28 protein-coding genes and 2 tRNA genes are annotated in these 25,111 nt (G+C 66.1%); 12 read left to right on the top strand and 18 right to left on the bottom strand.

Features of this window, described 5'->3' with window-relative positions; genetic code table 11:
• Positions 1–372: 372 nt before the first annotated feature.
• Positions 373–1,578: an MFS transporter gene (locus D0Y85_RS13685; protein ID WP_117310853.1), complete on the bottom strand. Its 1,206-nt coding sequence runs from the start codon at positions 1,576–1,578 to the stop codon at positions 373–375.
• A 336-nt stretch (positions 1,579–1,914) separates the two neighbouring features.
• Here D0Y85_RS13685 and D0Y85_RS13680 point away from each other — a divergent pair, with 336 nt between their 5' ends.
• The 7 genes from D0Y85_RS13680 to D0Y85_RS13650 all read left to right on the top strand — a co-directional run bounded on the left by D0Y85_RS13680 (position 1,915) and on the right by D0Y85_RS13650 (position 6,436).
• Positions 1,915–2,355: a PAAR domain-containing protein gene (locus D0Y85_RS13680; RefSeq protein WP_117310852.1), complete on the top strand. Its 441-nt coding sequence runs from the start codon at positions 1,915–1,917 to the stop codon at positions 2,353–2,355.
• Positions 2,356–2,826, top strand: a complete 471-nt coding sequence (locus D0Y85_RS13675) for a DUF4123 domain-containing protein (RefSeq protein ID WP_117310851.1) — start codon at positions 2,356–2,358, stop codon at positions 2,824–2,826.
• Positions 2,826–3,161 carry a hypothetical protein gene (locus tag D0Y85_RS13670; protein WP_117310850.1) on the top strand — a complete coding sequence of 112 codons (336 nt, stop codon included), beginning with the start codon at positions 2,826–2,828 and terminating at the stop codon, positions 3,159–3,161. Before D0Y85_RS13675 ends, D0Y85_RS13670 begins: the two co-directional genes overlap by 1 nt.
• Positions 3,162–3,169: 8 nt before the next feature.
• Entirely contained in the window at positions 3,170–3,970 is an 801-nt protein-coding gene (locus tag D0Y85_RS13665) for a Tox-REase-5 domain-containing protein (protein ID WP_240329250.1), read from the top strand.
• A 110-nt stretch (positions 3,971–4,080) separates the two neighbouring features.
• A complete protein-coding gene (locus D0Y85_RS13660) occupies positions 4,081–4,716 on the top strand; it encodes an Imm52 family immunity protein (RefSeq protein WP_162887674.1) in 636 nt (211 codons plus the stop codon).
• Between the two features lie 173 nt (positions 4,717–4,889).
• Complete coding sequence (locus tag D0Y85_RS13655; protein WP_240329246.1) at positions 4,890–5,690, top strand: Tox-REase-5 domain-containing protein; 801 nt, start codon at positions 4,890–4,892, stop codon at positions 5,688–5,690.
• A complete protein-coding gene (locus tag D0Y85_RS13650) occupies positions 5,687–6,436 on the top strand; it encodes an Imm52 family immunity protein (protein ID WP_117310846.1) in 750 nt (249 codons plus the stop codon). Before D0Y85_RS13655 ends, D0Y85_RS13650 begins: the two co-directional genes overlap by 4 nt.
• 266 nt (positions 6,437–6,702) lie before the next feature.
• Here D0Y85_RS13650 and D0Y85_RS13645 read toward each other — a convergent pair.
• From D0Y85_RS13645 to D0Y85_RS13625, 5 genes are all read right to left on the bottom strand, one after another.
• Positions 6,703–6,779 (bottom strand) — tRNA-Pro (locus D0Y85_RS13645).
• 138 nt (positions 6,780–6,917) lie between these two features.
• A tRNA-Pro gene (locus D0Y85_RS13640) sits at positions 6,918–6,994 on the bottom strand.
• 56 nt (positions 6,995–7,050) lie between these two features.
• Positions 7,051–7,164: a cytochrome bd-I oxidase subunit CydX gene (cydX, locus tag D0Y85_RS13635; RefSeq protein WP_117310845.1), complete on the bottom strand. Its 114-nt coding sequence runs from the start codon at positions 7,162–7,164 to the stop codon at positions 7,051–7,053.
• Positions 7,165–7,218: 54 nt separating this feature from the next.
• On the bottom strand, positions 7,219–8,373 hold the full coding sequence (gene cydB / locus D0Y85_RS13630; RefSeq protein WP_117310844.1) for a cytochrome d ubiquinol oxidase subunit II: 1,155 nt from the start codon (positions 8,371–8,373) through the stop codon (positions 7,219–7,221).
• A gap of 15 nt (positions 8,374–8,388) precedes the next feature.
• Complete coding sequence (locus D0Y85_RS13625; RefSeq protein ID WP_025876455.1) at positions 8,389–9,972, bottom strand: cytochrome ubiquinol oxidase subunit I; 1,584 nt, start codon at positions 9,970–9,972, stop codon at positions 8,389–8,391.
• A gap of 228 nt (positions 9,973–10,200) precedes the next feature.
• On the opposite strand from D0Y85_RS13625, the gene cydD reads away from it, so the two are divergent.
• Positions 10,201–11,946 carry a thiol reductant ABC exporter subunit CydD gene (gene cydD / locus D0Y85_RS13620; protein ID WP_117310843.1) on the top strand — a complete coding sequence of 582 codons (1,746 nt, stop codon included), beginning with the start codon at positions 10,201–10,203 and terminating at the stop codon, positions 11,944–11,946.
• The gene (cydC, locus tag D0Y85_RS13615; RefSeq protein ID WP_117310842.1) at positions 11,943–13,622 is read left to right on the top strand and encodes a thiol reductant ABC exporter subunit CydC; all 1,680 of its coding nucleotides are present in this window, start codon (positions 11,943–11,945) and stop codon (positions 13,620–13,622) included. The genes cydD and cydC overlap by 4 nt, the downstream gene beginning before the upstream one ends.
• Positions 13,623–13,671: 49 nt before the next feature.
• Here the strand turns inward: cydC and D0Y85_RS13610 are convergent, their stop codons facing one another.
• The 11 genes from D0Y85_RS13610 to ccmA form a co-directional block, all read right to left on the bottom strand.
• Positions 13,672–14,016: a DUF1294 domain-containing protein gene (locus tag D0Y85_RS13610; protein ID WP_117310841.1), complete on the bottom strand. Its 345-nt coding sequence runs from the start codon at positions 14,014–14,016 to the stop codon at positions 13,672–13,674.
• Positions 14,016–15,128: a homoserine O-acetyltransferase gene (locus D0Y85_RS13605; RefSeq protein ID WP_117310840.1), complete on the bottom strand. Its 1,113-nt coding sequence runs from the start codon at positions 15,126–15,128 to the stop codon at positions 14,016–14,018. The genes D0Y85_RS13610 and D0Y85_RS13605 overlap by 1 nt, the downstream gene beginning before the upstream one ends.
• Before the next feature lie 153 nt (positions 15,129–15,281).
• Positions 15,282–16,271: a tetratricopeptide repeat protein gene (locus D0Y85_RS13600; RefSeq protein WP_117311937.1), complete on the bottom strand. Its 990-nt coding sequence runs from the start codon at positions 16,269–16,271 to the stop codon at positions 15,282–15,284.
• Positions 16,265–16,693: a cytochrome c-type biogenesis protein gene (locus D0Y85_RS13595; protein WP_229291393.1), complete on the bottom strand. Its 429-nt coding sequence runs from the start codon at positions 16,691–16,693 to the stop codon at positions 16,265–16,267. Before D0Y85_RS13595 ends, D0Y85_RS13600 begins: the two co-directional genes overlap by 7 nt.
• A gap of 34 nt (positions 16,694–16,727) precedes the next feature.
• A complete protein-coding gene (locus D0Y85_RS13590; protein ID WP_117310839.1) occupies positions 16,728–17,345 on the bottom strand; it encodes a DsbE family thiol:disulfide interchange protein in 618 nt (205 codons plus the stop codon).
• A 9-nt stretch (positions 17,346–17,354) separates the two neighbouring features.
• On the bottom strand, positions 17,355–19,274 hold the full coding sequence (locus tag D0Y85_RS13585; RefSeq protein WP_117310838.1) for a heme lyase CcmF/NrfE family subunit: 1,920 nt from the start codon (positions 19,272–19,274) through the stop codon (positions 17,355–17,357).
• Complete coding sequence (gene ccmE / locus D0Y85_RS13580; protein WP_099784807.1) at positions 19,275–19,736, bottom strand: cytochrome c maturation protein CcmE; 462 nt, start codon at positions 19,734–19,736, stop codon at positions 19,275–19,277.
• On the bottom strand, positions 19,733–19,918 hold the full coding sequence (gene ccmD / locus D0Y85_RS13575; protein ID WP_049469327.1) for a heme exporter protein CcmD: 186 nt from the start codon (positions 19,916–19,918) through the stop codon (positions 19,733–19,735). The genes ccmE and ccmD overlap by 4 nt, the downstream gene beginning before the upstream one ends.
• Positions 19,915–20,679 carry a heme ABC transporter permease CcmC gene (gene ccmC / locus D0Y85_RS13570; protein ID WP_025876477.1) on the bottom strand — a complete coding sequence of 255 codons (765 nt, stop codon included), beginning with the start codon at positions 20,677–20,679 and terminating at the stop codon, positions 19,915–19,917. Before ccmC ends, ccmD begins: the two co-directional genes overlap by 4 nt.
• A gap of 43 nt (positions 20,680–20,722) precedes the next feature.
• Positions 20,723–21,418: a heme exporter protein CcmB gene (gene ccmB, locus D0Y85_RS13565; protein ID WP_025876478.1), complete on the bottom strand. Its 696-nt coding sequence runs from the start codon at positions 21,416–21,418 to the stop codon at positions 20,723–20,725.
• The gene (gene ccmA, locus D0Y85_RS13560; RefSeq protein WP_025876479.1) at positions 21,415–22,044 is read right to left on the bottom strand and encodes a heme ABC exporter ATP-binding protein CcmA; all 630 of its coding nucleotides are present in this window, start codon (positions 22,042–22,044) and stop codon (positions 21,415–21,417) included. Before ccmA ends, ccmB begins: the two co-directional genes overlap by 4 nt.
• A 189-nt stretch (positions 22,045–22,233) precedes the next feature.
• Here ccmA and D0Y85_RS13555 point away from each other — a divergent pair, with 189 nt between their 5' ends.
• The 3 genes from D0Y85_RS13555 to D0Y85_RS13545 all read left to right on the top strand — a co-directional run bounded on the left by D0Y85_RS13555 (position 22,234) and on the right by D0Y85_RS13545 (position 24,746).
• Positions 22,234–23,382, top strand: coding sequence for a pyridoxal phosphate-dependent aminotransferase (locus tag D0Y85_RS13555; protein WP_117310837.1), 1,149 nt, complete (start codon positions 22,234–22,236; stop codon positions 23,380–23,382).
• Between the two features lie 14 nt (positions 23,383–23,396).
• The gene (locus tag D0Y85_RS13550; RefSeq protein WP_117310836.1) at positions 23,397–24,203 is read left to right on the top strand and encodes an amidohydrolase; all 807 of its coding nucleotides are present in this window, start codon (positions 23,397–23,399) and stop codon (positions 24,201–24,203) included.
• Positions 24,204–24,308: 105 nt separating this feature from the next.
• Positions 24,309–24,746: a hypothetical protein gene (locus tag D0Y85_RS13545; RefSeq protein ID WP_117310835.1), complete on the top strand. Its 438-nt coding sequence runs from the start codon at positions 24,309–24,311 to the stop codon at positions 24,744–24,746.
• On the opposite strand, the gene D0Y85_RS13540 is transcribed toward D0Y85_RS13545, so the two are convergent.
• On the bottom strand, positions 24,733–25,053 hold the full coding sequence (locus D0Y85_RS13540) for a hypothetical protein (RefSeq protein ID WP_229290020.1): 321 nt from the start codon (positions 25,051–25,053) through the stop codon (positions 24,733–24,735). The two genes, D0Y85_RS13545 and D0Y85_RS13540, sit on opposite strands and share 14 nt — an antisense overlap.
• Positions 25,054–25,111: the final 58 nt, after the last annotated feature.

Genomic DNA, 25,111 nt, shown 5'->3' with positions numbered 1-25,111 from the left:
GACCCCCTAAGCATCCATTGCTGAACGATGTGCTCAAAAGTGTGACGCACATCACATGCCAACTATAGCTGACGCTCTGCCAAAGCGCCTACTTCCTATCCGTACCTTGTTGACGGAGAGTCCTTGGGTGACCGGCCAGCCCTGTCGCAACGCGTTGTCGCGCATACACTTTTCTGCTGTCCACTGGAACGGCACGGGGTAGCCTGGGCCGCCCCCTGAGGGGGCGTGCCCTGCTGGTAACGCCAGTTCTGGACGCATAACGGGTCAGCTTTGGACACGCTACGTCACCCGCTGCGGTGGCGGTGTGTAGATCGCGGTAGTGGGGTGTGTGGGTCCAGCTTCACGGCGGCGGGCGCCAGCCTGCCGGTCCGGTCACCACTGGTCTTCCAGCTTGCGCGGCTTGCAGGCCACCCACGAGGCGCACAGCATCAGCAGCGCGCAGCCGAACAGGAAGGCGAAGGGCAGGGTCCAGCCCTCGCTGACGGTGTGCAGCCAGCCGACCAGGAACGGGCCCAGGCAGCTGAAACTGTAGCCCACGCCCTGCATGAAGCCGGACAGGGCCGCCGAACCGGCGGGGGTGCGCGTGCGCAGATTGATCAGGGTCAGTGCCAGCGGAAACGTGGACGGCCCAACGCCCAGCAGGCAGGCCCACAGCAACGGCGCCTTCATCGGGGCGAACAGCAGGCCGGCGAAGGCGATGGCAAAGGCGGAAAAGCCGATCAGCACCAGCGGGAAGGGATTCTGCAGGCGCACCGCCAGAGACGGAATCACCAGCGATGGCAGCAGGCCCAGTGCCGAGAAGACTGCGACCATCACCCCGCCGAAGGCAGGCGTGGCGCCGGCTTCGACCACGATGCGCGGCAGCCAGGTGAACATCGAATAGGTCATCAGCGAGGTCATGCCGAACATCAGCGTCATGCTCCAGCCCAGCGACGTACGCCAGACCCTGCCGTGCGGCTGCGCGGTGGGATCGCTGCTGTCCAGCACCGGCCTGGGCGCACGGCGTGCCAGCAGCATCCATGGCAGGGCCGCAGCCAGCGCCAGCAGCGCCCACATGCCCAGCGACACCCGCCAGCCTGCGGCGTTGGCCACCGGCACCGCCAACAGCGCCGGCATCATCGTGCCCAGCTGCAGCACGCTGATGTACAGCGTGCTCATGGTGCCGACCTTGTTGGCGAAGTAGCGCTTCACCAACGGCGGCACCACTACGTTGCCGATGCCCATGCCCGCCAGTGCGATCACCGAGCCCAGCAGCAGGGTGCCGACATTGCCGGCGCTGGAGCGCAGCAGCAGGCCGGCGGCAGCCATCAGCATCGCCAGCAGGGTGGTGCGCTCAAGGCCCAGGCGTCGTGCCAGCGCCGGGGTGGCAACGCCGAACAGTGCGAACGACGCGGTCGGCAGCATGCCCAGCACGCCGGTCATGGTGGTGCCGAAGCCGAACTGCTGGCCCAGCACGTCCAGCAACGGGGTGATGGAGGTGACGGCGGTACGCAGGTTGACCGCCGCCAGCAGGATCGCGGCGAACGCAAGGACGCGACCGTGCAGCAGCGACGGCGAGGATGGGGTTGGCGACGTCATGCGGTAGTCCTTGCAGGTGACGCACGCCGCGTCTTTGGCGTGCAGCGCCGCACCGTGCTGTGCCGGTGCGGTGGGTGGGGGAGGGCGCCATTGTACGTGGCTGGCGGGGTCGGGTCCTGTCGGCGCTGATTGTCGCGATCCGCACGTCCTGTTGGCAGTGGCCGCGAAGCGCCGGACATCCGCCTTGGTCCCACGAAACCGCTGCATCTGCGCCATCTGCGCGGAGTTTGCCCGCATGCAAGCAGCGCAGAACATGCATGAAGCGTCGCGCCGAAGTGCAGGCGGGGTTGTGCCATTGCTAGGTTCGGGCCGAATCCACGGCGGAAGGATCACGGGGTGGCAAGGACGTTGATTGTGGTGGGCGATGCAACCACCGGCGGTGGCCGGGTCATCACCGGTTCGCCCACGACCGACATCGAGGGCAAGCCTGTGGCACGGGTGGGTGACAAAGCCACCTGCCCCAGGCACCAGGTGGTGGCCTCCATCGTCAGTGGTGATTCCACCCTGATGTTTGAGGGCCAGCCGGTGGCGCGCGACGGCGACAGGCTGTCGTGCGGTTGCTCGCTCATCGCCGGGCAGCAGTCCCTGGTGTTCGTGGATGCGGGCGGTGGTGGTGGCGGCGCGGACAGTGGGCCGGCGGCGCAGGCCGTGCAGGCGGCCAGTGGCGTCGCACCCGCAGCGCTCGTGCCTGCCGTGCCGATGGCTGACAAGGCGCCGGTGTGCGAGGCCTGCCTGCTGGCCGGTGCCCACTCCGGCGCAACCTTTCTGGGGCGATGAATGAACCGATATGCCATTGTCGATGCAGCAGCCTATGCCGACACGTACAAGGCACTGGCCTGGTACGCCCAGGACCTGCCGCATCGCTCGTTGTTTGCGCGCCAGCCCGAGGCCGCCCACGCATCCATCGGCCCTTGGCTGCTGCAGTTGCCCGCGCAGGCCCACACCCAGGTGGACGGTTGGCTGCGTGCGCTGGAACTGGACAGGCCTGTCGTGGCCTGGCTTACCAGCGAAGCCGGTTTCGAAGCGGTGTTCCAGCACCTGGAGGCCTGCCTGGATCTGTGCCGCCCCAACGGCCGGCTGGCACTGCTGCGCTACTGGGACGGTCGCGTGTTCCTGCGGTTGCAGCGGGCCTTCACCCTCCAACAGCGCAGGCAGCTGATGGGCCCGCTGGCGTGGTGGCGTTTCCAGATCCTGGGCCAGGCCTACGCCCTGGATCGCGCAGAGCTGTACGCAACGGAGGCCGGTTGATGTTTGAGATCACCGAGGAACAGGAAGCCTTGTTGCGCCTGCCAGACCCCAGCACCTTCTTCCCGAAGTTGACCAGGGAAATCCGCCAGGAATACCCGCAGCAAACGGGGCACCTCGACGAGCGTGCGTTGATGGACGAGGTGGTGCGAAGCCATGACCACGCAGCCTGTTCCCTACGCATCACCCACCTGCCGGTGCTGGTCCGCTGGGTGAAGGCGGATGTGGCGTGGGCACGCGGCTTGCGGGCCGTCCCTGCGGCGGACATGTGGATGCGCACCGCGAAGAACCCGAATCTGGCAGCGGCGGATCTGCTGTCGAATCTGGCAGGACACTAGGAGCGGTAATGGGCACCAGAATCATCGGACCCCGGCCCTGGCTTGGGCCAGGCATGACAGGTGGCAGCGGCGGCGTGGACGAACACGGCAACCCAGTGGATCCCTACGGCGGGCCGACCACCGGCGATGTGGTGAAGGGCATTCGTGGCGTGGTGGATGGTATCGGGCAGCGGGTGAGCGGTGAGGCCAAACCTGATGCGCGCGCTGAGCCGACGGCCAAGGCGCGGGAGGTGGACTGCTCGCAGATGCCTGACGAGACCGCGTGCAACGAATGCCTGCTGAAGAAGGGGTTCATCGGCCCACCCGTTACCCCGCGCTATGTTACCCAAAGCAACCTGATCAATTACGAGTACCAGCTGTACATTGCCAACCTGCGCTCGGCACCGCTGCGCTTTGGTTTCATGGTCGCGGACAAGGCGGATCCTGATCGGCGGTTGTTCTCGGTGGATACGTTGTTTGACTATCTTGAGCGCGACGGGTTCTCACGCACCGTGCAGGAATGGCATTTCAACGCCTGCGAATTTGATGGATTCTGGTTGAAGGACTGCACGGTGGTGGAAGCGAAGGGGAGGTATGACCATTTTTTAGATGAAGATGGAGATGTGAAGTATGGCTTCGTTCGGCAGAATGTCTTCGGTCCATGGGCTGAGCAAATGGATAGGCAGCGTGCTGCGATTGGCATCGCCGGGGCGTCAGCCAAACTTTTGTGGTGTTTCATGCAGTCGCGGGTAATGAAGGCGGCGATAGCAATGGATTTTGTCGATCCACTTCTCTGTCAATACGAGCCGTTTTCTGGGGGGAATGTATGATTCTGAGCGCTCAAGCCAATCTGCGCACGAAGCCGACTTCCCGTACACCGGAGGAGGTGCTGAGTAAGGCCATGGGACTCACCCAGAGCCTGGCGCGGACGCACTCATTGATGAAGAACTGGTATGCATTGCCCTCGGGCCCCGTAGATAGGTATGTGCCCCTGCAAGACGCCGATGTTTTGCTGGCTTCAATGAGGAAACGTATTGAGAGTAGTCGTAACCGTTTCGGCCACTATGACGAGCTTGGAGCTTCATTGATGGTGGCCAACGTTGACAATGATCGGGATTGGCGCAAGCCCGGTGTGGTTGTGCTCGACTTGAACCCAACAACAGGTCGCAACAGCTTCAGCCTTAAAGGGATCGGAGCTTTTGGAGAAGCTGCTTCCTCGGTCATGCTCAACGCATTGATCGAATCGGTGAAGGCGATTCAGCCAGAATTCGCCTGTACAGATGTTAAGGCTAGAACGCTCGAAAGTGAACTTATTTACTATCGGATCAGCCGGCGTCTATATCAGCACCGTCAGTTCTTTGGCTGGATGGGGTTTATTCCTGCGCAGATCACCCACGCGCAGATACGCGACGCCCATGCCGTCCACCCGGTAGATGGCTTGGGTACGGTCATCGTCTCAGTGCCGGGGATTTTCGACCCCAGCGACGACGCGCAGGTGGAAAGGGTTCACCGCGTCGAGATGGATCTGGCCAGCTACGACCTGTTGCCGGTAACGGACCCGAACCTCAGGGGCTGAGCGGGAATGTGATCATCAACACCCAAGCCAATTTGTGGATAACACCTGTTGTGCGATCACTGGAGCAGGTTCTGTGTGGGCGGCGTAGGTGATTAGGACTTGCCGAGGATGCACCCGTTGATGAAGAGGTGGTGCGCACTCCTTTCAATCCACGCAGGACACTAGGAGCAGTAATGGGCACCAGAATCATCGGACCCCGGCCCTGGCTGGGGCCAGGCATGGCAGGTGGCAGCGGCACCGTGGACGAACACGGCAACCCAGTGGATCCCTACGGCGGGCCGACCACCGGCGATGTGATGGGGGGCATTCGTGGCGTGGTGGATGGTATCGGGCAGCGGGTGAGCGGTGAAGCCAAGCCGGATGCGCGCGCTGAGCCGCAAACCAAGGCCCGGGAGGTGGACTGCTCGCAGATGCCCGACGAAACTGCGTGCAACGAGTGCCTGCTGAAGGAGGGGTTCATCGGCCCGCCTCTCACCCCGCGCTTCGTCACCCAGCGCAATCTGGTCAACTACGAGTACCAGCTGTACATCGCCAATCTACGCTCGGCATCGCTGCGCTTTGGTTTCATGGTCGCGGATAAGGCGGATCCAGATCGGCGGTTGTTCTCGGTGGATACGTTGTTTGACTATCTTGAGCGCGACGGGTTCTCACGCACCGTGCAGGAATGGCATTTCAACGCCTGCGAATTTGATGGATTCTGGTTGAAGGACTGCACGGTGGTGGAAGCGAAGGGGAGGTATGAGCATTTTCTTGATGAAGAAGAACAGCCGAAGTACAGGTTTGTGGTACCCAGTGTCTTTCAGCCATGGAGGGAGCAGATGATTCGGCAGCGCGCGGCGATTGCGATTGCTGAGCCTCAAGGAAGGCTTGTGTGGTGCTTCATGCAGGGAAGGGCAATTGCAGCAGCCATTGAATTTGCTCGACTTGACCCGTGGATTTGCAGATATGAGCCATTTCGGGGAGGTGGTATATGATCATCCGAGCTCAAGCCGATCTGTGGACAGCGCCTGTCGCGAAATCTCCGCGCGAAGTGCTGCGAGTGGCTGTGGAGATAACTGAGAAACTGGCGCGGATGCATCCCTTAATGAAAGGGTGGTATGCGCTTCCTTCGAGTCAGAAAGAGAAGACTCTCTCCTTGAATGATTCGGAAGAGCTCTTGACTCGGATGGAACGGGATGTCGAGAAACGTCGCCAACGATTTGGTGACCATGCGGAACTCGGCGCGTCCTTGAGTCTCGCCAATGTCGATAACGACCGCGACTGGCGTAAACCGGGAGTGGTTGTGCTCCAGTTGGACCCGACAACTGGATTCAACTCTTTCAGTCTTGTCAGGCCCGAGCCCTTTGGGGAGGCAACTCCTTCCCTGATGGTCAACGCTTTAATTGGGCTGGTGAAGACAATACGGCCGAATTTCGCATGCGTTGATGTAAAGTCCAGAGCGCCCGAGAAAGGCCTTGTGACATATCAAATAGACCGACGCCTGTATAAACACCGGCAGTTCTTCGGTTGGATGGGCTTCGTGCCCGCGCAGATCACCCATGCGCAGATCCGCGATGCACACGCCGTCCACCCGGTCGATGGCCTGGGCACGGTGATCGTCTCGGTGCCGGGCGTGTTCGACCCCACCGACGACGCGCAGGTGGACAAGGTGCACCGCGTCGAAATGGATCTGGCCAGCTACGACCTGTTGCCGGTAACGGACCCGAACCTCAGGGGCTGAGCGGGAGTGCTGCGCTTGGCAGTGTGGCTGACCCAAGGCCCGGAGCCCTGTGGGGCCTTGAGCCGGCCGGGTCCTTGCTGTAAGCGGCTACGCCCGGCGCTATACACCCGCCTGAACGTGCAGCCTTGCTGAGGCGGTAGGGCGCCAGCGCAGGGCGGGTGCCTTACCCCCGTCCCTGCCTTTCATGCTCCCCCGCGCCCGGACGTCAGGCACAAAAAAACCCGGAGGACACTGTCGTCTTCCAGGCTTCTTGGTGACCACCGGAGTGGTCGGGGAGACAGGATTCGAACCTGCGACCTCTACGTCCCGAACGTAGCGCTCTACCAGACTGAGCTACACCCCGAAGGGAGCCGCCTATTCTAGCCATTTCCCCCGATGGCGGCAAGGGGGAAGACCGTTCTGCTTCGCTGCCGTGGCAGCGACTCCTGCGGGAACAAAAAAGCCTGGAAGACTTCACCAGGCTTCAATGCGACCACCGAAGTGGTCGGGGAGACAGGATTCGAACCTGCGACCTCTACGTCCCGAACGTAGCGCTCTACCAGACTGAGCTACACCCCGAAGGAGCCGCCAAGAATACGGTGTGAAGGCCGTATCGGCAACCCTTTTTTACAATTTCAGCGCACTTCCTTGTCGGCGCGGCCGCTTTCGCGCGCTTCGAACCACATCCCGTTGAGGATGGCCACGACCGAAGCCAGGCCAGCGCCGAGAATCCAAGCGAAATACCACATGGTCAATCTCCTGTGTGCGGTGGAGGTGCCGGCGATGGGCCGGCACCCGGGCAGTCAGTACGCGTTGGGGTTGTCGTCCATGTCCTCGACCGTCGTCTTGCCCTTCAGCACGCGGTACACCCAGGTGGTGTAGGCGAGGACGATCGGCAGGAAGATGGCCGTGGCCAGCAGCATGATCCACAGCGTGAGGTGGCTGGACGAACTGTCCCAGACGGTCAGGCTGGAGGTGGGCTGGCTGGAGGACGGCAGCAGGAACGGGAAGATCGCAAAGCCGACGGTGAGGATGATGCCGGCAATGGACGCGCCCGAGGCGATGAAGGCCAGGCCGCCACGACGTGCGCGCAGCAGCACCGCACTGGCAAGCGCACCCACCAGGCCCAGCACCGGGAACACCAGCGTTGCCGGCATGCTGCTGTAGTTGCGCAGCCAGCCACCTGCGGCGGACCCCAGTTCGGCGGTCTTCAGCAGCGGATTGGTCGGCCCGTCGGTCACCACCTGCGAGGTGATCTGGTAGCCCGGCAGGCCGAAGGCCACCCAGGCGCCGGCAGCAGCGAACAACACGAAGCTGATGATGGCGGCGATGCTGCCATAGCGCGCTGCACGTTCGGCCACCGGGCCGTCGGTCTTCAGCACCAGCATGGCCGCACCGTGCGACACCAGCATGGCCACGCTGATCAGGCCGGCGATGAGCGCGAACGGCGTGAGCAGGCCGAAGAACGAACCGGTGTAGGTTACGCGCAGGGTGTCATCGAAGTGGAACGGCACGCCCAGCAGCACGTTGCCCACCGCGACGCCGGCAATCAGGCCCGGCAGCAGGCCACCGACGAACAGTACGCGGTCCCAGTTGTCGCGCCAGCGCTTGGACGGCAGCTTGCTGCGGTACTTGAAGCCGACCGGGCGCAGGATCAGTCCGAACAGCATCGCAAACACCGCCAGGTAGAAGCCGGAGAAGCTGACCGCATACAGCGGCGGCCATGCGGCGAAGATCGCGCCGCCACCCAGCACCAACCAGACCTGGTTGCCTTCCCAGACCGGGCCGACGGTGTTGATCACTCGCCGGCGTTCTTCATCGGTCTTTGCCACGAACGGCAGCAGCGTGCCGACGCCAAGGTCGAAACCATCCATGACGGCCCAGCCGACCAGCAGGATGCCGAGCAGCAGCCACCAGATCACGCGGAGCGTGGTGTAATCAAGTGCAATGAATTCCATCTGGATTCTCCTGCCTCAGGCCTGGCCGGGGGCAACGGCATTGGGGGAAACAGGGCGGATGTCGGCCTGCAGCGTCGGCAGGATGTCGTCCGGGCCCTTGCGGACCGCCTTCAGCATCAGCTTGATTTCGATGATCAGCAGCACCGTGTACAGGCTGGTGAACACCGCCAGCGTGGTCAGGATTTCATGCAGTGCCAGGCCCGATGCCGCGTAGAACGTGGGCAGCACGCCATCCACCGCCCACGGCTGGCGGCCGTACTCGGCCACGAACCAACCGCATTCGATCGCGATCCACGGCGCCGGCAGGCTCCACACGGCCAGCTTCAGGAACCAGCGCTTGTCCTGGAAGTTGTTGCGGCACGAGAAGTAGAAGGCCAGCGCGAAGAAGGCGATCAGGTAGAAGCCCAGCCCGGCCATGATGCGGAAGGTCCAGAACAGCGGCGCCACGCGCGGTACGGTATCCATCGCGGCCTTGGAGATCTCCTCCGGCGTTGCGTTGAGGATGTCCTCGCGGTAACGCTTCAGCAGCAGGCCATGGCCGAGGTCCTGCCAATGGCGATCGAACATCTCGCGTGCTTCGAGATCGTTCTTGTCCTTCTTCACCCGTTCCAGCGCACCGTAGGCGATCTGGCCACCGCGGATGCGGTGCTCGGCACGCTCCACCAGTTCCAGGATGCCCGGAATCGGCTGGTCCAGCGAACGGGTGGCGATCAGGCCCATCAGGTACGGGATCTTGATCGCGTAGTCGTTGGTGTGGGTGTCCTGGTTGGGAATGCCGAAGGCGGTGAAGTCGGCCGGCGCACGCTCGGTCTCCCACATCGCTTCGATCGCCGCCAGCTTCATCTTCTGGTGCTCGCTGGCGGCATAACCGCTCTCGTCACCCAGCACCACCACCGACAGCGAGGACAGCAGGCCGAAGGCTGCGGCCACCGCGAACGAACGGCGGGCCATGTCCCTGTGCTTGTTGCGCAGCAGGTACAGGGCGCTGATGGACATCACGAAGATCGCACCGGTCACGTAACCGGCACTGACGGTGTGCACGAACTTGGCCTGCGCCACCGGGTTCAGCAGCACCGCGGCGAAGTCGACCACTTCCATGCGCATGGTTTCCGGGTTGAACACCGCACCGGTCGGGTTCTGCATCCAGCCGTTGGCGATCAGGATCCACACCGCCGACAGGTTGGTGCCCAGCGCCATCAGCCAGGTCACGGTGAGGTGCTTGACCGGGCTCAGGCGCTTCCAGCCGAAGAAGAACAGGCCGATGAAGGTCGCTTCCAGGAAGAACGCCATCAGGCCTTCGATGGCCAGCGGCGCACCGAAGATGTCACCCACGTAGTGGCTGTAGTACGACCAGTTCATGCCGAACTGGAACTCCATCACCAGGCCGGTGGCCACGCCGATGGCGAAGTTGATGCCGAACAGGGTGCCCCAGAACAGGGTCATCTGCCGCCAGACCTGCTTGCGGGTCATCACGTACACGCTTTCCATGATGGCCACCATGAAGGACAGGCCAAGGGTGAGCGGTACGAATAGGAAGTGGTACATCGCGGTCAGAGCGAATTGCAGCCGCGACAGTTCTACGACTGTCTGATCAATCATGGCCTGGCTACCTCGTTGGATAGTGCCGTTGCAGGTGGCGGGAAGGGTGGTCTACGGGGTGAATGATGTGACCGACTACTTCAAACAGCCTTGATCCAGATCAATGTATGAACAGGTGTTCAGGAGGATCGTATGCCAACCCGATGAAGACTGCGACCGCCGGCCGCAGGGGAAGGCTGTTGCCTGCGCCTACAATGCCGTCCATCCCCCTGCTGCCTGTGAAGAGCCTTGAGCGCTGCCGAACCGACCGCTGACGCCCCTGATCGGGATGAAGAATCGAGCCGCCTGCGGCGTGAACGGACCGCTTGGCTGGCCGATCTGGCCCGTGCCGCGAAGGGGCGCCAGCGGCTGGCGTCGCTGTGCATCAGCATGTCCGGTGCGCTGTTGATCGCTCAAGCGGCCGCCATCGCCTGGCTGGTGCAGCAGGTGCTGGTCGAGCGCACGCCGCTGGCCCAGGGCCTGCCGGTGCTGGCCGCGCTGGCAGTGATCCTTGTCGTGCGTACCCTGCTGGGCAGTGCCACCCAGGCTGCGGCTGGTGATGTTGCCGACGCCGCACGGCTGTCCCTGCGCGAGCGTGTGTTCGCGCGCCTGCTCGGGCACGGCCCATTGTGGCTGCGGCAGCGCCGTGCCGGTGAACTGGGCGAGTTGATGCTGCATCACGGCGATGCGATCGAGGACTACTACAGTGGTTTCCTGCCGGTGCGTACCGAAGTGGTGGTGGTGCCGTTGTTGATCCTGGCTGCTGTGGCCTGGGTCGATTGGGTGGTTGCACTGATCCTGTTGTTCACTGCGCCACTGGTTCCGTTTTTCATGATGCTGGTGGGCTGGGGCGCCGAAGCCGCCGGGCGCGCGCAGCTGGGCGAGCTGGCGCGGATGAGCGGGCACTTCGCCGATCGCATCAAGGGCCTGGGCCTGCTGCGCCTGTATGGCCGTGGGGAAGCCGAACTGGCCGGCATCGAGGCGGCGGCCGAAGGTGTGCGCGTGCGCACGATGAAGGTGCTGCGCATCGCCTTCCTGTCGTCCACCGTGCTGGAATTCTTTGCCTCGGTCAGCGTGGCGATGGTCGCGTTGTATCTGGGCCTGAGCTATCTGGGCCTGATGTCGCTGCATGCGACCGTGCCGACGCTGGGGGCGGGCCTGTTCTGCCTGCTGCTGGCACCGGAGTTCTACGCACCGTTGCGGCGCCTGGCCGCGCACTATCACGACCGTGCCAATGCGCTGGCCGCCGCCGCCGAGGTGGAGCGCCTGCTGCAGGTGCTGCCGGAAGAGGAGGCCAGCACAATCGACGGCACGGTGCCGCTGGCGCCGGAGCCGGCCGAGGCCGCCCTGCCACCGCTGCAGGCGCACGGTCTGGTATTGCGTCCGTTGGGCGCTGCGCACGATGTGCTGCAGAACCTGGACCTGCAGCTGGAAGCGGGGCAGCGTCTGGCCCTGGTCGGCCCCAGTGGCAGCGGCAAGAGCACGTTGCTGGAAGCGCTGGCCGGTTGGCTGCCGCCGCGTGCGGGCCGGGTGCAGCTGCGGCCGGGGCTGCAGGTGGCCTATGCCAGCCAGCGTCCCTATCTGTTCCACGGCACCATCGCCGAGAACCTGCGCTTGGCCGATCCCGGTGCCAGCGACGCGCGCCTGCGCGCCGTTGCCGAAGCCGCCCAGGTGCTGCAGTTCGCACAGCGCCTGCCGCAGGGGCTGGATACGCTGATCGGCGAGCGCGGCTTTGGCCTGTCCGGTGGCGAAGCACGTCGCATCGGCCTGGCGCGCCTGCTGCTGCGCGATCCGCAGGTGCTGCTGCTGGACGAGCCGACCGCGTTTCTCGATGCCGAAACCGAAGCAGCGCTGCTGCGCAGCCTGGCCGCCTATGCGCGCGGACGCAGCGTGGTGGTGGCCACCCACAGCCCGGCGGTGATCGCCTGGGCCGACCGCTGCCTGCTGTTGCCCGAAGGGCGCCTGGTTGAGCCGGCGCAGGCGGTACGCGCATGAGCCGCTCTTCCGATTCACTGCGCATGGTGTTCCTGCGGCATCGCCCGCGCCTGCTGCTGGCGGTGCTGCTGCTGTGGACCACGATGCTGGCCGGCACCGCCCTGCTGGGCCTGTCTGGTGGCTTCCTCACTGCTGCAGCGCTGGCCGGTGCAGCGGGCCTTGGCCAGGGCTTCAATTTCTTCACTCCGTCGGCCGGCATCCGCGGCCTGACCATGGCGCGCATCGCATCGCGCTACTTCGAAAAGCTGGTGGGGCATGACGCCACCCTGCGCATCGCCCGCGACCTGCGCGTCTGGTTCTTCCGCCGCGCGCTGCCACTGGCCCCGGCACGGCTGGGTGCAACCCGCACCGGCGATCTGCTGGCGCGGCTGCTGGGTGACATCGGCGAAATCGATGGCCTGCTGGTGCGTGCCATCGGCCCGTTGCTGGCGCTGGGCGCGTTGACGTTGGTGGGCGTGGGCTCGGCAGCGTTGATCCTGCCATCGGCAGCGGTGCTGCTGGCGGTACTGGCGTTGCTGATCGGCATTGGCGTGCCGTGGCTGGGCGTGAGGGGCCATGACAGCGAAGAGGCCGACCGCGCCGCACATCGCGCAGCGTTGCGCACGGCGGCATTCGAGGGGCTGGAAGGGGCGGCTGATCTGGCCGCGCTCAACGCTGGCAATGCCTGGCAGTTGAAGGTGCGGGTGGCGGCCAAGCAGGTGGCCTCGCGCGATCGTCGTCGACGCCTGCGGCTGATCGCTGCATCAACGCTGCATGGTGTGCTGGCCGGGCTCGGCCTGGTAGCGATGCTGGCACTGGCGCTGCATGCGGCCGAACAACAGCGCATCGCGCCGGAAATGGCCGCCGGGCTGGTGTTCCTGACCGTGGCGATGATCGAACTGTGGGCGGGCATGGGCCTGGCCTGGCAGTCGCTGCAATCGGGCCGCATTGCGGCCGCGCGCCTGCAGGGCATCGTCGAGCAGGCACCTTCGGTGCAGGAGCCGGTGTCGCCGCAGCCGCTGGCGCCGGCGGCGACCGTGCATTGGGACGATGTGCACTTCCAGTGGCCGGGCGCCGCACGGCCGGTGCTGCGTGGCCTGCAGCTGACGCTGGCACCGGGCGAGCGCATCGCCATCCGTGGCGACAGCGGCAGCGGCAAGACCACCTTGTCGAGCCTGCTGCTGCGCCTGTGGGATCCGCAGCAGGGGCGGCTGACCTACGGTGGCCAGGACCTGCGCGATGTCGCCCAGGCCGACTGGCACCGGCACCTTGCGTGGCTGCCGCAGAACGCGCCGGTGTTTGCCGGCAGCGTGGCCGCGAACCTGCTGCTGGGCGATCCCGAGGCCAGCGACGAAGCGTTGTGGGCGGTGCTGCAACGGGTACGGCTGGGCGAATGGGCCGAGCGCAACGGCGGCCTGCAGGCGTGGGTGGGCGAGAACGGCGCAACGATGTCGGCCGGCCAGGCGCGTCGCCTGGCGCTGGCCCGCGCGCTGCTGCGCAATGCGCCTATCCTGCTGGTGGATGAGCCCACCGAAGGCCTGGACGTGGATACCGCGCGCGCGCTGCTGCAGGACCTGCCAGCACTGCTGGAAGGGCGCAGCCTGCTGATGATCACCCACGATGACCTGCCCGCAGGTGTGGTGGATGTGCAGTACCGGTTGGTGGACGGGGTGCTGGTCCGCGAACCGCTTCGGTAGATGCCGATCTTGGTCGGCATATCCACGCGTGGCGTGGATCTAGGGGCAGCTACCGCGAAAACGCGCGCAGCATCACCGCGATCGAGGCCACGTTGGCCAGCACGCACAACCAGAACACCCACTGGAACGGCGCCTTGCGATGTTTATGGCGGAACAGCGCCTGGCCGAGCAGCGCGCCGGGCCAGCCGCCGGCAAAGGCCAGCAGCTGCAGCGTGCGTTCGGGCGTCCTCTGCTGTTTTCGCTGCGCGGCGCGCTTGTCGTGCCCATACAGGCCGAACGACGCCGCACTGGCCAGCACGCACCATGCGCCCAGCCAGAGCGGAAACACGCCGGTTGCGGTCAAGCCGATCAACGCACCGAACGCGGCCAGTGCGAGATTGCGCCGCCACGCCACTACAGTTCGTCGAGGAAGCCGCGCACGGCCGGGCCGAAACGTTCGAAGTCGACCAGGAACGCGTCATGACCCTGTGGAGATTCCAGGCCGATGAAACGCGCGTCCGCGCCACCAGCGCGCAGGCCATCGGCGACCTGTTGCTGCTGCTGTACAGGGAACAGGATGTCGGTGTTGGCGCCGATCGCCAGTGCCTTGCCGACGCGGATGCTGGCCAGTCCGGCCAGCACATCGCCATCGCCATACTCGGCCAGATCGAACCAGTCCATCGAGCGGCTCAGGTACAGATAGCAGTTGGGGTCGAAGAAGCGCACGAACCGGCGTGCATGGCCTTCCAGATAGCTCTCGACCTGGAATTCCAGGCCGAACGGATCATCGTCGGTCTGGTCTGAATCCAGCCGCACGCGACCGAAGCGGCCATCCCATTCCAGTGCCGAGCGGTAGGTGATCACGCCCAGCTTGCGTGCCATGCGCATGCCCGATTCCGGGTACGCCTCATCGTCGTAGTGGCCACCGTTCCAGCGCGGGTCCAGGCGGATCGCTTCGCGCTGCAGCGAACGGATGGCGATCGAGAAAGGCAGGGCCTGCGCGCTGCCGGAAATGTTGATATGGCTGCGGGCGATGCCCGGATGCAGCAGCAACACCGCCAGCGCCGTCATCCCGCCCATTGAATTGCCGATCACGCAGGCGAGTTGTCCGATGCCCAGTGCGCGCACCACGTCGATCGCCGCGCGTGCGCCGTCTTCGATGGACAGTTCCGGGAAATCCAGGCGATACAGGTCGCCGGTGGCCGGATTGATCGAGGCCGGGCCGGTGGAGCCCTTGCAGCTGCCCAGCGAGTTGACGCACACCACGAACCAGCGGTCGGTATCGATCGGTTTGCCGGGGCCGAGCATGGCCTCCCACCAGCCTGGCGCAGGGTTGGCTTCGTTGGCCGCGGCATGCGCATCCGGCGACAGGCCGGTGACGATCAGGATCGCGTTGCTGGCCTCTTCGTCCAGCGCGCCCCAGGTCTCGTAGGCCACACGGGCGCCATGCAGGACACCGCCGCGTTTGCACGGAAAGGGCGAGGGCAGGGCATGGAAGCGGGTGCCGGGCGGAATGAATTCGGTCATGTGGGCATTCTAGCGGGGCGGCGTGTGCAGCTGGCGACACGCTGGTTTCCATCAACCGGCTGAGCGTGAATCCGCCGGGCATGGCCCGGCGCTACCGGTGGTGCGCGTGGATAGCGCCGGGCCATGCCCGGCGAGCGCAGCGGTGCGTGTACGTTACGGGAACTGCAGCTCGACCACACCGTCATGCGGCAGGCTGACCTTGACCGGGGCGGTCTGCAGGTCGTCTTCGCTGCGGTTGGCGCTGCCGCTGCGCGAAATGCGCGCCAGTACTTCCACTTCGCGATGTGCCGACAACGGTGCGGTAGGCATCGGGCTGTCGCCGTCGCCGAGGCCGACCGTTGCAGGGAAGCCGGCCAGGGGCAGCTTGCGTGCAGCCACCGGCATCGGCGGGCCGCCCACAGCGCGTGCCAGCACGAAGACCTGGGTGCTGGCCGGCCAGTCACCCGCTTTCAATGATGCGGGCAGCTGCACCCGTACCTGCAGCAGCGCGGGAGCAGCTGCCGGTGCGTGCGATGGCTGCCCGGCCGCCTCGCGGGCGATGGCGATCTGTGCCTGCAGCGCCTGCGCGGCACCCGGCTCCAGGCGTGGCAGCAGCGTGCTCCAGAGTTCGGCGGCCTCGGCATTGCGGCCCCGCTGGCGCAGGGCAATGCCAAGCAGCCAGCTTGCGCGTTCGGCGTCGGGCGACAAGGTACGTGCGCGCTGCAGCCATGCCAGCGCGGTGTCATCGAACTGCTTGCCAGGATCGGCCTGGGCGCGTGCCTGCGCGGCCTCGACCAGCACGCCCGGTTCGTCCGGTGCCAGTGCTGCGGCACGGTTGAAGGCGTCGGCCGCGGCGGCGGCATTGCCAAGCTCGGCCTGCGAACGACCCAGCAGCGCCCAGCCATCCGCACGTTGCGGGTCACGCTGCAGCGCCTGCTGCAGCGCCTCGACACCGTCGCGCAACGTGGCGACCGAAGGCGCAGGCTGCACCTGTGCGGCGCGGGGATTGCCGACCAGCAGGTACAGGCAGGCGCCGGCCACGCCCAGTGTCAGCATTCCCAGCACGAAACTGCGGCGGCCTTGCCGGCGCAGCGGCCACAGCACCACGGCCGCCATCAGCGCTGCGGCCACTGCGGCAACCATCGGCAACCAGTGCATCACCAGTCCTCTCCCTCGGTTGGGTCCGCTGCAGCGGATGCATCCATCTGCCGGCTGCGGCGACGGACGATGCCCATCACCACCAGCGCGCCGCCACCCAGTACCAGCAGCGGGCCGCCCCACAGCAGCCAGGTGCCCGGTTGCAGTGGCGGTTGATAGAGCACGAACTCGCCATAGCGGGCGACCAGGAACTGCTTGATGGCCGCGTCGTCCAGGCCCTGCTGCATCAACTGCAGCACTTCGCGGCGCAGGTCCTGCGCGATCTGCGCGTTGGAATCGGCCAGTGACTGGTTCTGGCACTGCACGCAGCGCAACTGCGCAGCCAGGTCGTGGAAGCGCGTCTCCTCGGCTGCATCGCGGAACGCGAGCGGCCGCGCATCATGCACGGGTTGCTGGGCGAGGCCGGCTTGTGGCACCGCCAGGGTCATCGCCAGCAGCAGCGGCAGCAGCCAGCGCATGCGCTTACGGCGAGGCGTGCAGGGTGTTGCCAGCATCGCCCTGGGCCTTTTCAAGCTTTTCCAGCGCCGGAATCAACTTCTCATCGACCACCTGCTGGGTCATCGCGCCGCTGTACTTCCAGCGCACGATGCCACTGCCGTCGACCAGGAAGGTCTCCGGTGCTGCCGTCACACCCCAGTCGATGGCGGTGCGGCCTTCGATGTCGCTCAGCACGACCATGAACGGGTTGCCCAGCTGTTCCAGCCAGTGCAGCGCGTCGGTGGGTTCATCCTTCCAGTTGTAGCCGAGCACGCGTACGCGCTTGCTCTCGGCGAAGCGGGTCAGCACCGGATGTTCTTCACGGCAGGCCGCGCACCAGCTGCCCCAGACGTTGAGCAGGTACGGCGCGCCACGCAGCTCCTCGCTGCGCACGATCATCTGCGGGTCGTGCAGCACCGGCAGCGCGAACGCCGGCGCCGGCTTGTCGATCAATGCCGAGGGCAGCACGTCGCGCTGCGGATCGCCCGATTTCATCACCCCGTAGATCATCAGGCCAAGCAGGCCGAAGAAGAACAGGACGCCGATCACGATGGCTACCGGCGGCAGCGGACGGGAAGGGCGTGGGGCGGGTGACTCGGACATGGGGAACTCCTACGGACGACGAAAGCGGCGATCGGCAGCGGTGACGAATCCGCCCAGGGCCATCAACAGCGCGCCCAGCCAGATCCAGCGCACGAAGGGCTTGATGTGCACCCGTACCGCCCATGCATTGTTGCCCAGCGGCTCGCCCAATGCCACGTAGACATCACCGCTGAGGCGTGCATCGATGCCGGCCTCGGTCATCACCTGGCCGCCGCTGGCGTACTGGCGCTTCTCCGGATGCAGCAGGGCCAGTTCGCGACCGTCGCGCAGCACCCGCAGATGGCCGCGATCAGCGATGAAATTGGGGCCTTCGCGGTGGTCCACGCCTTCGAAGCGCACTTCGTGTCCGGCAACCACCACCTGCTGGCCTGGCGACAGCGCCACTTCGCGCTGCACGTTCAGCGCTTCCACCAGCAGCGCGCCGGCCAGGAACACCGCGACACCGGCATGGGCGACGATCATGCCAAGCATTTCGGCAGTGAAGCGGCCATTGCCACGCAGGCGCTGCCAGACGAACCGGGCGGTGCCCAGCCCAACCCAGGCCGCAGCCGCAACGCCGATGCCGGCTTTCCAGCCATTCTGCGGCGCCTGCCACCAGGCCCAGGCGCCAAGCAGCACAGCCAGCCCCGCCCATGGCAGCAGCAATGCCAGTGCGCGCGAAGGTTGGTCGCGCTGCCACTTCACCAGCGGACCGAACGGCAGCAGCATCACCATCGGTGCCATCAGCAGCAGGAACAGGCTGCCGAAGTACGGTGGGCCGACCGAGATCTTGCCCAGCGACAGCGCATCGGCCAGCAGTGGGTAGAGGGTGCCCAGCAGGACCGTCGCGCAGGCGCTGGCCAGCAGCAGGTTGTTGGCCAGCAGCAGGGTTTCGCGCGAGGTGGCGGTGAAGCCACGGCGCGGATCACCGGCATCCACGGCCAGCCGTGGCGCACGCAGCGCATACAGCAGCAGGCTGCCGCCCACCAGCACCGACAGGAAGATCAGGATGAACAGCCCACGCGAGGGATCGGCCGCGAACGAATGCACGCTGGTCAGCACGCCGGAGCGGACCAGGAAGGTGCCCAGCAGCGACAGCGCGAACGCCGCGATGGCCAGCAGCAGCGTCCAGCTGCCGAAGGTGCCGCGCTTTTCGGTGACTGCCTGCGAGTGGATCAGCGCCGCGCCGACCAGCCACGGCATGAAACTGGCGTTCTCGACCGGATCCCAGAACCACCAGCCGCCCCAGCCCAGCTCGTAATACGCCCACCAGCTGCCCAAAGCGATGCCCAGCGTGAGGAAGCCCCAGGCGACATTGGTCCAGGGCCGCGTCCAGCGTTGCCAGCGTGCATCCACACGGCCTTCCAGCAGTGCCGCCACGGCGAAGGCGAACGGCACCGCGAAGCCGACGTAGCCCAGGTACAGCATGGGCGGATGGATGATCAGCCCCGGATCCTGCAGCAGCGGATTGAGGTCACGGCCTTCCAGCGGTACCGGGTTCAAGCGCAGGAACGGATTGGAGGTGAAGATCAGGAAGGCGAGGAAGCCGACGCTGACCACGCCCATCACCGCCAGCACGCGCGCCTGCACCGGCGCCGGCAGGTGGCGCGAAAACAGCGCCACTGCACCGGTCCACAGCGCCAGCACCAGCGCCCACATCAGCAGCGAGCCTTCGTGCGCCCCCCACACCGCCGAATAGCGGTAGATCAACGGCAGCAGTGAATTGGAATTCTCGGCCACGTAGCGCACCGAGAAATCCTGTTGCACGAAGGCCGCCGTCAGTACGGCGAAGGCACCGGCCAGCAGCAGCAGCTGGGCAAAGGCCGCCGGGCGGGCAACGGCCATCCATGCGTCGTTGCCGCGCTGCGCGCCCACCAGTGGCAGCACCGCCTGCAGCAGCGAGGCCAGCAACGCGCACAGCAGGAGGATCTGACCGAATTCGGGAAGCACTCAGCGCACCTCGGGCGCCGTGACCGGCACATCGTGCTTGCGATGCGCATCGCCCATCTTGTCGGCCACTTCCTTGGGCACGTAGTTCTCATCGTGCTTGGCCAGCACCTCGTCGGCGACGAAGGTACCGTCCTGCAGGCGACCGCTGGCGACCACGGCGGTCCCCTCGCGGAACATGTCCGGCAGGATGCGGTCGGTACTGACCGGCAGCGTCGCATCGCCGTCGGTGACCACGAAGTGGGCCTGCAGCGAGCCGCTGGGTCGATCGAAGGACCCCTTCACCACCATGCCGCCCAGGCGGAAGCGGGACTGCGCATCCACGTCCCCGCGCAGCACTTCCGAAGGCGTGTACAGGTAGGCGATGTTGCGCTGCAGGGCGAAGGCCACCAGCGTGGTGGCCAGCCCGGAGGCCAGCAACAGCAGGAGCACCCAGATCATGCGGCGTCGCTGCACCGGCGTCATCGGCTGAGCTCGGTGGCAAGCGGCGCCTGTGCCGACGCGTTGCCACGCGCCTGCAGCCGCTGCTGGCGACGTTGCGCCAGCTGTCGGGCGCTGCGCAGGCGCAGCCACGAGCCCAGTGCATCGCAGGCCAGCACCAGCAGGAACACCGCGAAGGCGGCGATGAGGTAGGGCAGGTGGGTCATCGCCGTGCCTCCCCATCCGCGGTGCCGAAGCGCTCGCCGATCCAGGCCTTGCCGGCCTCGCGCGCGATGTTGTCGGCACGCGCCTTGGCCAGCAGCGAGCCGACGAACCACAGTTTGGTGGCCACCACCATCCACCACAGCGGGGCGATCAGTTCCGGCCGCACGGCGTTCTCGCCGAACACGTTGATCGACTGGCGCTGGTGCAGCGCGCCCCACCAGTCCACCGAGTAGCGGATGATCGGCAGCAGGCCCACGCCGACGATGGCCAGCAGGCCGGCCGCGCGTGCGGCGCTGCGGCGGTCTTCGATGGCGTGGTACAGGCCGATCACGCCCAGGTACAGGAACAGCAGGATCAGCTCGCTGGTCATGCGCGGGTCCCAGTCCCACCAGGTGCCCCAGGTGCCCTTGCCCCAGATGCTGCCGGTCAGCAGGGTGATCAGGGTGAAGCCGGCGCCCATCGGCGCACAGGCCATCGCCAGGATCTCGCAGATCTTGATGCGCCAGATCAGCGCGATGGCGGCGTAGGCGGCCATCAGCGCGAACACGAACAGGCTCATCCAGGCGCTGGGTACATGGATGTAGATGATGCGGAAGGCGTCGTGCTGGTTCTGTTCCGGCGGTGCCACGAACAGCCCCTGCCACAGGCCGATCAGCAGCACCGGAACCGCCGCGGCGTAGAACACGCGGGACCAGCGTGCGGCGAAACGATCGAAGGTCGGGGGCGAACCGAGTTGATGGAACCAGCGGACGATCGGATTCATGCGTGGCGGCTATCCAGCAGGGGTGGATTGGCTCTCAGCTCGGTCAACTCAGAGAAATACGGATCGCAGCAGCGGTGGCCAGCGGTGCCAGCACCAGGGCGATCACCAGACCGGCGCCCAGCATCAGCAGTGCACCGACCGGGTCCTGCCCGCGGCTGGCTGCCGCCAGGCTGCCGGCACCGAAGACAAGCACCGGTACGTACAACGGCAACGACAGCAACGCCACGAGAATACCAGAGCGCCGGATGCCGACGGTCAGTGCAGCGACCACGCCACCGATCAGGCTCAACAACGGTGTTCCCAGCAGCAACGATGCCAGCAACATCGGCAGCTGGTCATGCGGCAGATGCAGCATTTCCGCCAGCAACGGGCTCAGCAGGATCAGTGGCAGGGCGGTGGTCGCCCAATGCAGCAGCACCCGCACCAGCACCAGCCACGCCAGTGGCACCGGCGCCAGCAGCCATTGTTCGAGCGAACCGTCTTCGGCGTCGGAGCGGAACAGCGAATCCAGCGCCAGCTGCCCGGCCAGCAGTACCGCCAACCACAGCACCGCACCGGCGGTGGCGGCCAGCGGCTGCGGGTCCCGGCCCTGGGCCAGGGCGAACAGCACCACCACCAGCAGGGCGAACAGAACCGGCTGCAGGGCATCGCCGCGACGCCGCCAGAGCAGGCGCAGGTCGCGCGCAATCAGCGCGCGGGCGGTCTGCCACAGGCCTGGTTCGGTGCCTGGCGCGATCATGCTTCACCCCCCAGATCGAGCTGGCGGGTGCGTACCGGCGGGGCGGCATAGGCGCCATGCGTGGTGACCAGGGCGGCGCCGCCACTGCGCAGGTGTGCGGAAATCATCCGGTTGACCAGGTTGATGCCTTCCAGGTCGAGGTTGGCATAGGGTTCGTCGAGCAGCCACAGCGGTGCCGGCGACAGCCAGATGCGGGCCAGCGCCAGCCGCCGCTTCTGTCCAGCCGACAGATGCCGCACCAGGGTGTCCTCGTAGCCGGCCAGGCCGACGATGGCCAGCGCATTGCCCGGCATCTGCCGTGCGCGTCGGCCGTGCAGGCCGCAGAGGAAATGCAGGTTCTCCAGCGTGTCCAGGTCCGGCTTCAGCGCTGGCAGGTGGCTGAGGTAGGCGACATAGCGCGCACGCTCGGCGTTGCTGGCCGGCCTGCCGTCGATCAGCACCTGGCCCGCGCCCGGGCGCGCCAAGCCCGACAGCACGCGCAGCAGGGTGGTCTTGCCGGCACCGTTGCCGCCCTGCACCAGCAGCGCCTCGCCGGCATCCACGTGGAAGTCCAGCGGGCCGAACACCGGCTCGTCATTGCGGGAGAAGCTCAGGCCGCTGGCGGCCAGCAATGCAGGGGTGTTCAAGGCGCAGGGGTCTTCATGCAGGAGTGCGGCCGCAATTGTAGCGGTGAAACCATGCCGGGTAGTGCCGGCCGCTGGCCGGCAGCCGCCTCTGCAGCCTGTGTGGTGGGTCGAGGTTGCCGGCCAGCGGCCGGCACTACCGAAGCGCGGATTGCGTAAACTTCGGGTCTGTCTCCTCCATCCCCCAGGCCGATGCAACCGAACACCAAGCTGCCCAAGGTCGGTACCACGATCTTCACCGTGATGTCCCAGCTCGCCGCCGAACACGGCGCGGTCAACCTCGGCCAGGGGTTCCCGGATTTCTCCGCACCGCAGCGCCTGATCGACGAGACCAGCAAGGCGATGGCCGCCGGCCTGAACCAGTACCCGCCGATGACCGGCGTGGCACCGCTGCGCCAGGCCATCGCCCAGAAGTCGCTGGACCTGTACGGCGCGATGATCGATCCGGACACCGAGATCACCGTCACCAGCGGCGCCACCGAGGCGATCTTCAACGCCATCCACGCCGTGGTGCGTGCCGGCGAGGAAGTGATCGTGCTCGACCCGGCCTACGACTGCTATGAGCCGGCGATCGAACTGGCCGGCGCCACCGCCGTGCACGTGCCGCTGGACCCGCAGACCTTCGCGGTGGACTGGGACCGCGTGCGCGCGGCGATCACCCCGCGCACCCGCCTGCTGATGGTCAACACCCCGCACAACCCGTCCGGCGCGATGCTGGACGAGGCCGACATGCAGGCGCTGGCCGATGTACTGCGCGGCACGCAGATCTACCTGATTTCCGATGAGGTGTACGAGCACATCATCTACGACGGCCGTCGCCACGAATCGGCGCTGCGCTACCCGGAACTGCGCGAGCGCACCTTCGTCATCTCCAGCTTCGGCAAGACCTATCACTGCACCGGCTGGAAGATCGGCTATGCGGTGGCGCCACCCGCGATGACCGCCGAGTTCCGCAAGGTGCACCAGTACAACACCTTCACCAGCTTCGGCCCGGCGCAGTACGGTTTCGCTGCGATGATCCGCGACGAGCCGCAGCACCATCTGGAACTGGGCGCGTTCTATGAAGCCAAGCGCGACCGCTTCCGCGAGCAGCTGGCCGGTACCCGCCTGAAGGCGCTGCCGGTGCCGGGCGGCTACTTCCAGCTGGTCGACTATTCAGCCATCAGTGACCTGCCGGACCATGAGTTCGTGAAGTGGCTGACCATCGAGAAGGGCGTCACCGCCATTCCGCTGTCGCCGTTCTACGAAACCGCGCCGGTCGGCCAGCGTCTGGTGCGCCTGTGCTTCGCCAAGAACGAAGCCACCCTGGACGCGGCGATCGAACGCCTGCGCCTGCTGTGAGCGGAGGAGACAGCATGCAGGACCTGCGCATTTCCCTCGTCCAGGGCGACACCCGCTGGCACGACCCGGCCGGCAACCGCGAGTACTACGGTGCGCTGCTGGCGCCGCTGGCCGGCACCACCGATCTGGTGATCCTGCCGGAAACCTTCACCAGTGGTTTCTCCAATGAGGCGATCGCCCAGGCCGAAGGCATGGAGGGCCCGACCGTGGCGTGGGTGCGCGCGCAGTCCAAGGCCTTGAATGCGGCAGTGATCGGCAGCGTGCAGCTGCGCGATGGCGAGGGCGTTTACAACCGCCTGCTGTTCGCCACCCCCGATGGTGGCCTGCAGTACTACGACAAGCGCCACCTGTTCCGTTACGGCGGCGAGCACGAGCGCTATGCCGCCGGCCGCGACCGGTTGTGCGTGGAATGGAAGGGCTGGCGGATCAATCCGCAGGTCTGCTACGACCTGCGTTTCCCGGTGTTCTGCCGCAACCGCTACAACGTCGAGCGTGCCGGCCAGCTGGACTTCGACCTGCAGATCTTCGTTGCCAACTGGCCTTCCGCGCGCGCCTACGCGTGGAAGACCCTGCTGCGCGCGCGCGCGATCGAGAACCTGTGTTTCGTCGCTGCGGTCAACCGCGTAGGCGTGGATGGCAACCAGCTGCATTACGCTGGCGACAGCGCGGTCATCGACTTCCTCGGCCAGCCGCAGGTGGAGATCCGCGAGCGCGAGCAGGTGGTGACCACCACCATCTCCGCCGAAGCACTGGCCTCGCATCGTGCACGCTTCCCGGCCATGCTCGATGCCGATGCCTTCCATCTGGATGTGCAGGCCTGATACGGCGGCTGAACGCTTCCCGCCCCACCGCGCGCGCCTGCATCCAACGTGCACGCGCGCGCTGCTAGATTCGCCCACATTCCGACCGATGTGGATGTTCTGCCGATGAATACCAAGCCGTTTGCCCTGCTGCTGGCGCTCGCCGCAGCGTCCCTGGCCCCGACCGCGCAGGCCGGTGGCAACCTCGACTGCCAGCTGCGCTACAGCCTGTCCGGCTGGTCGCTGATCTACAAGACCGCCTCGGGCAACGGCACCATCCACTGCACCAACGGTTCCAGCATGCCGGTGCGGATCCAGCTGAAGGGCGGCGGCCTGACCGTTGGCAAGTCGAAGATCACCGATGGCCGTGGCAGCTTCACCGGCGCCAGCAGCGTCGGCGAGCTGCTGGGCACCTACGCCTCGGTCGGCGCGCATGCCGGTGCGGTGAAGTCCAGCAACGCGCAGGTGATGACCAAGGGCGATATCTCGCTGGCCCTGTCCGGTACCGGCAAGGGCTGGGATCTGGGTGTGGACGGCGCGGCGTTCACCATCAGCCGGCGTTGAGTCGGGAGGGCTCCCCGGCTTCCCAGCTGATGCGGATGTAGTGCTGCTCGGCGTCGCTGGGCAGCCGTTCGACACTGAAGCGGTTCTCCAGCAGTTGCTCGACGACGCCGTCGACGAGGCGCTCGCTGGCCAGCGCCTTGTTGAAGCCGAACACGATGTAACGGCGGCCGTTTTCCGAGCCGACCTGGATCGATTTGTCCAGATCCCTGTAGTACTGCTCGATCGGTCGAGTGGCGGCGTCAGCGTTTGCGCGGGCCTGTTCTGCGGTGATGGTGATCATCGACATCTGCGTGGTTGCGGAGAACACGCACCATAGCCAGCGCTGCCGCGCGGTTTCCGGCAGTGGCGCACAGTGCAGGGCGTTT

The sequence above is a fragment of the Stenotrophomonas sp. G4 genome (assembly GCF_003428825.1).
In the GTDB taxonomy this organism is placed as follows: Bacteria; Pseudomonadota; Gammaproteobacteria; order Xanthomonadales; family Xanthomonadaceae; genus Stenotrophomonas; species Stenotrophomonas indicatrix.
The sequence above is the reverse complement of the archived record's forward strand: the minus strand, read 5'-3'. Positions and strand labels throughout refer to the sequence as shown.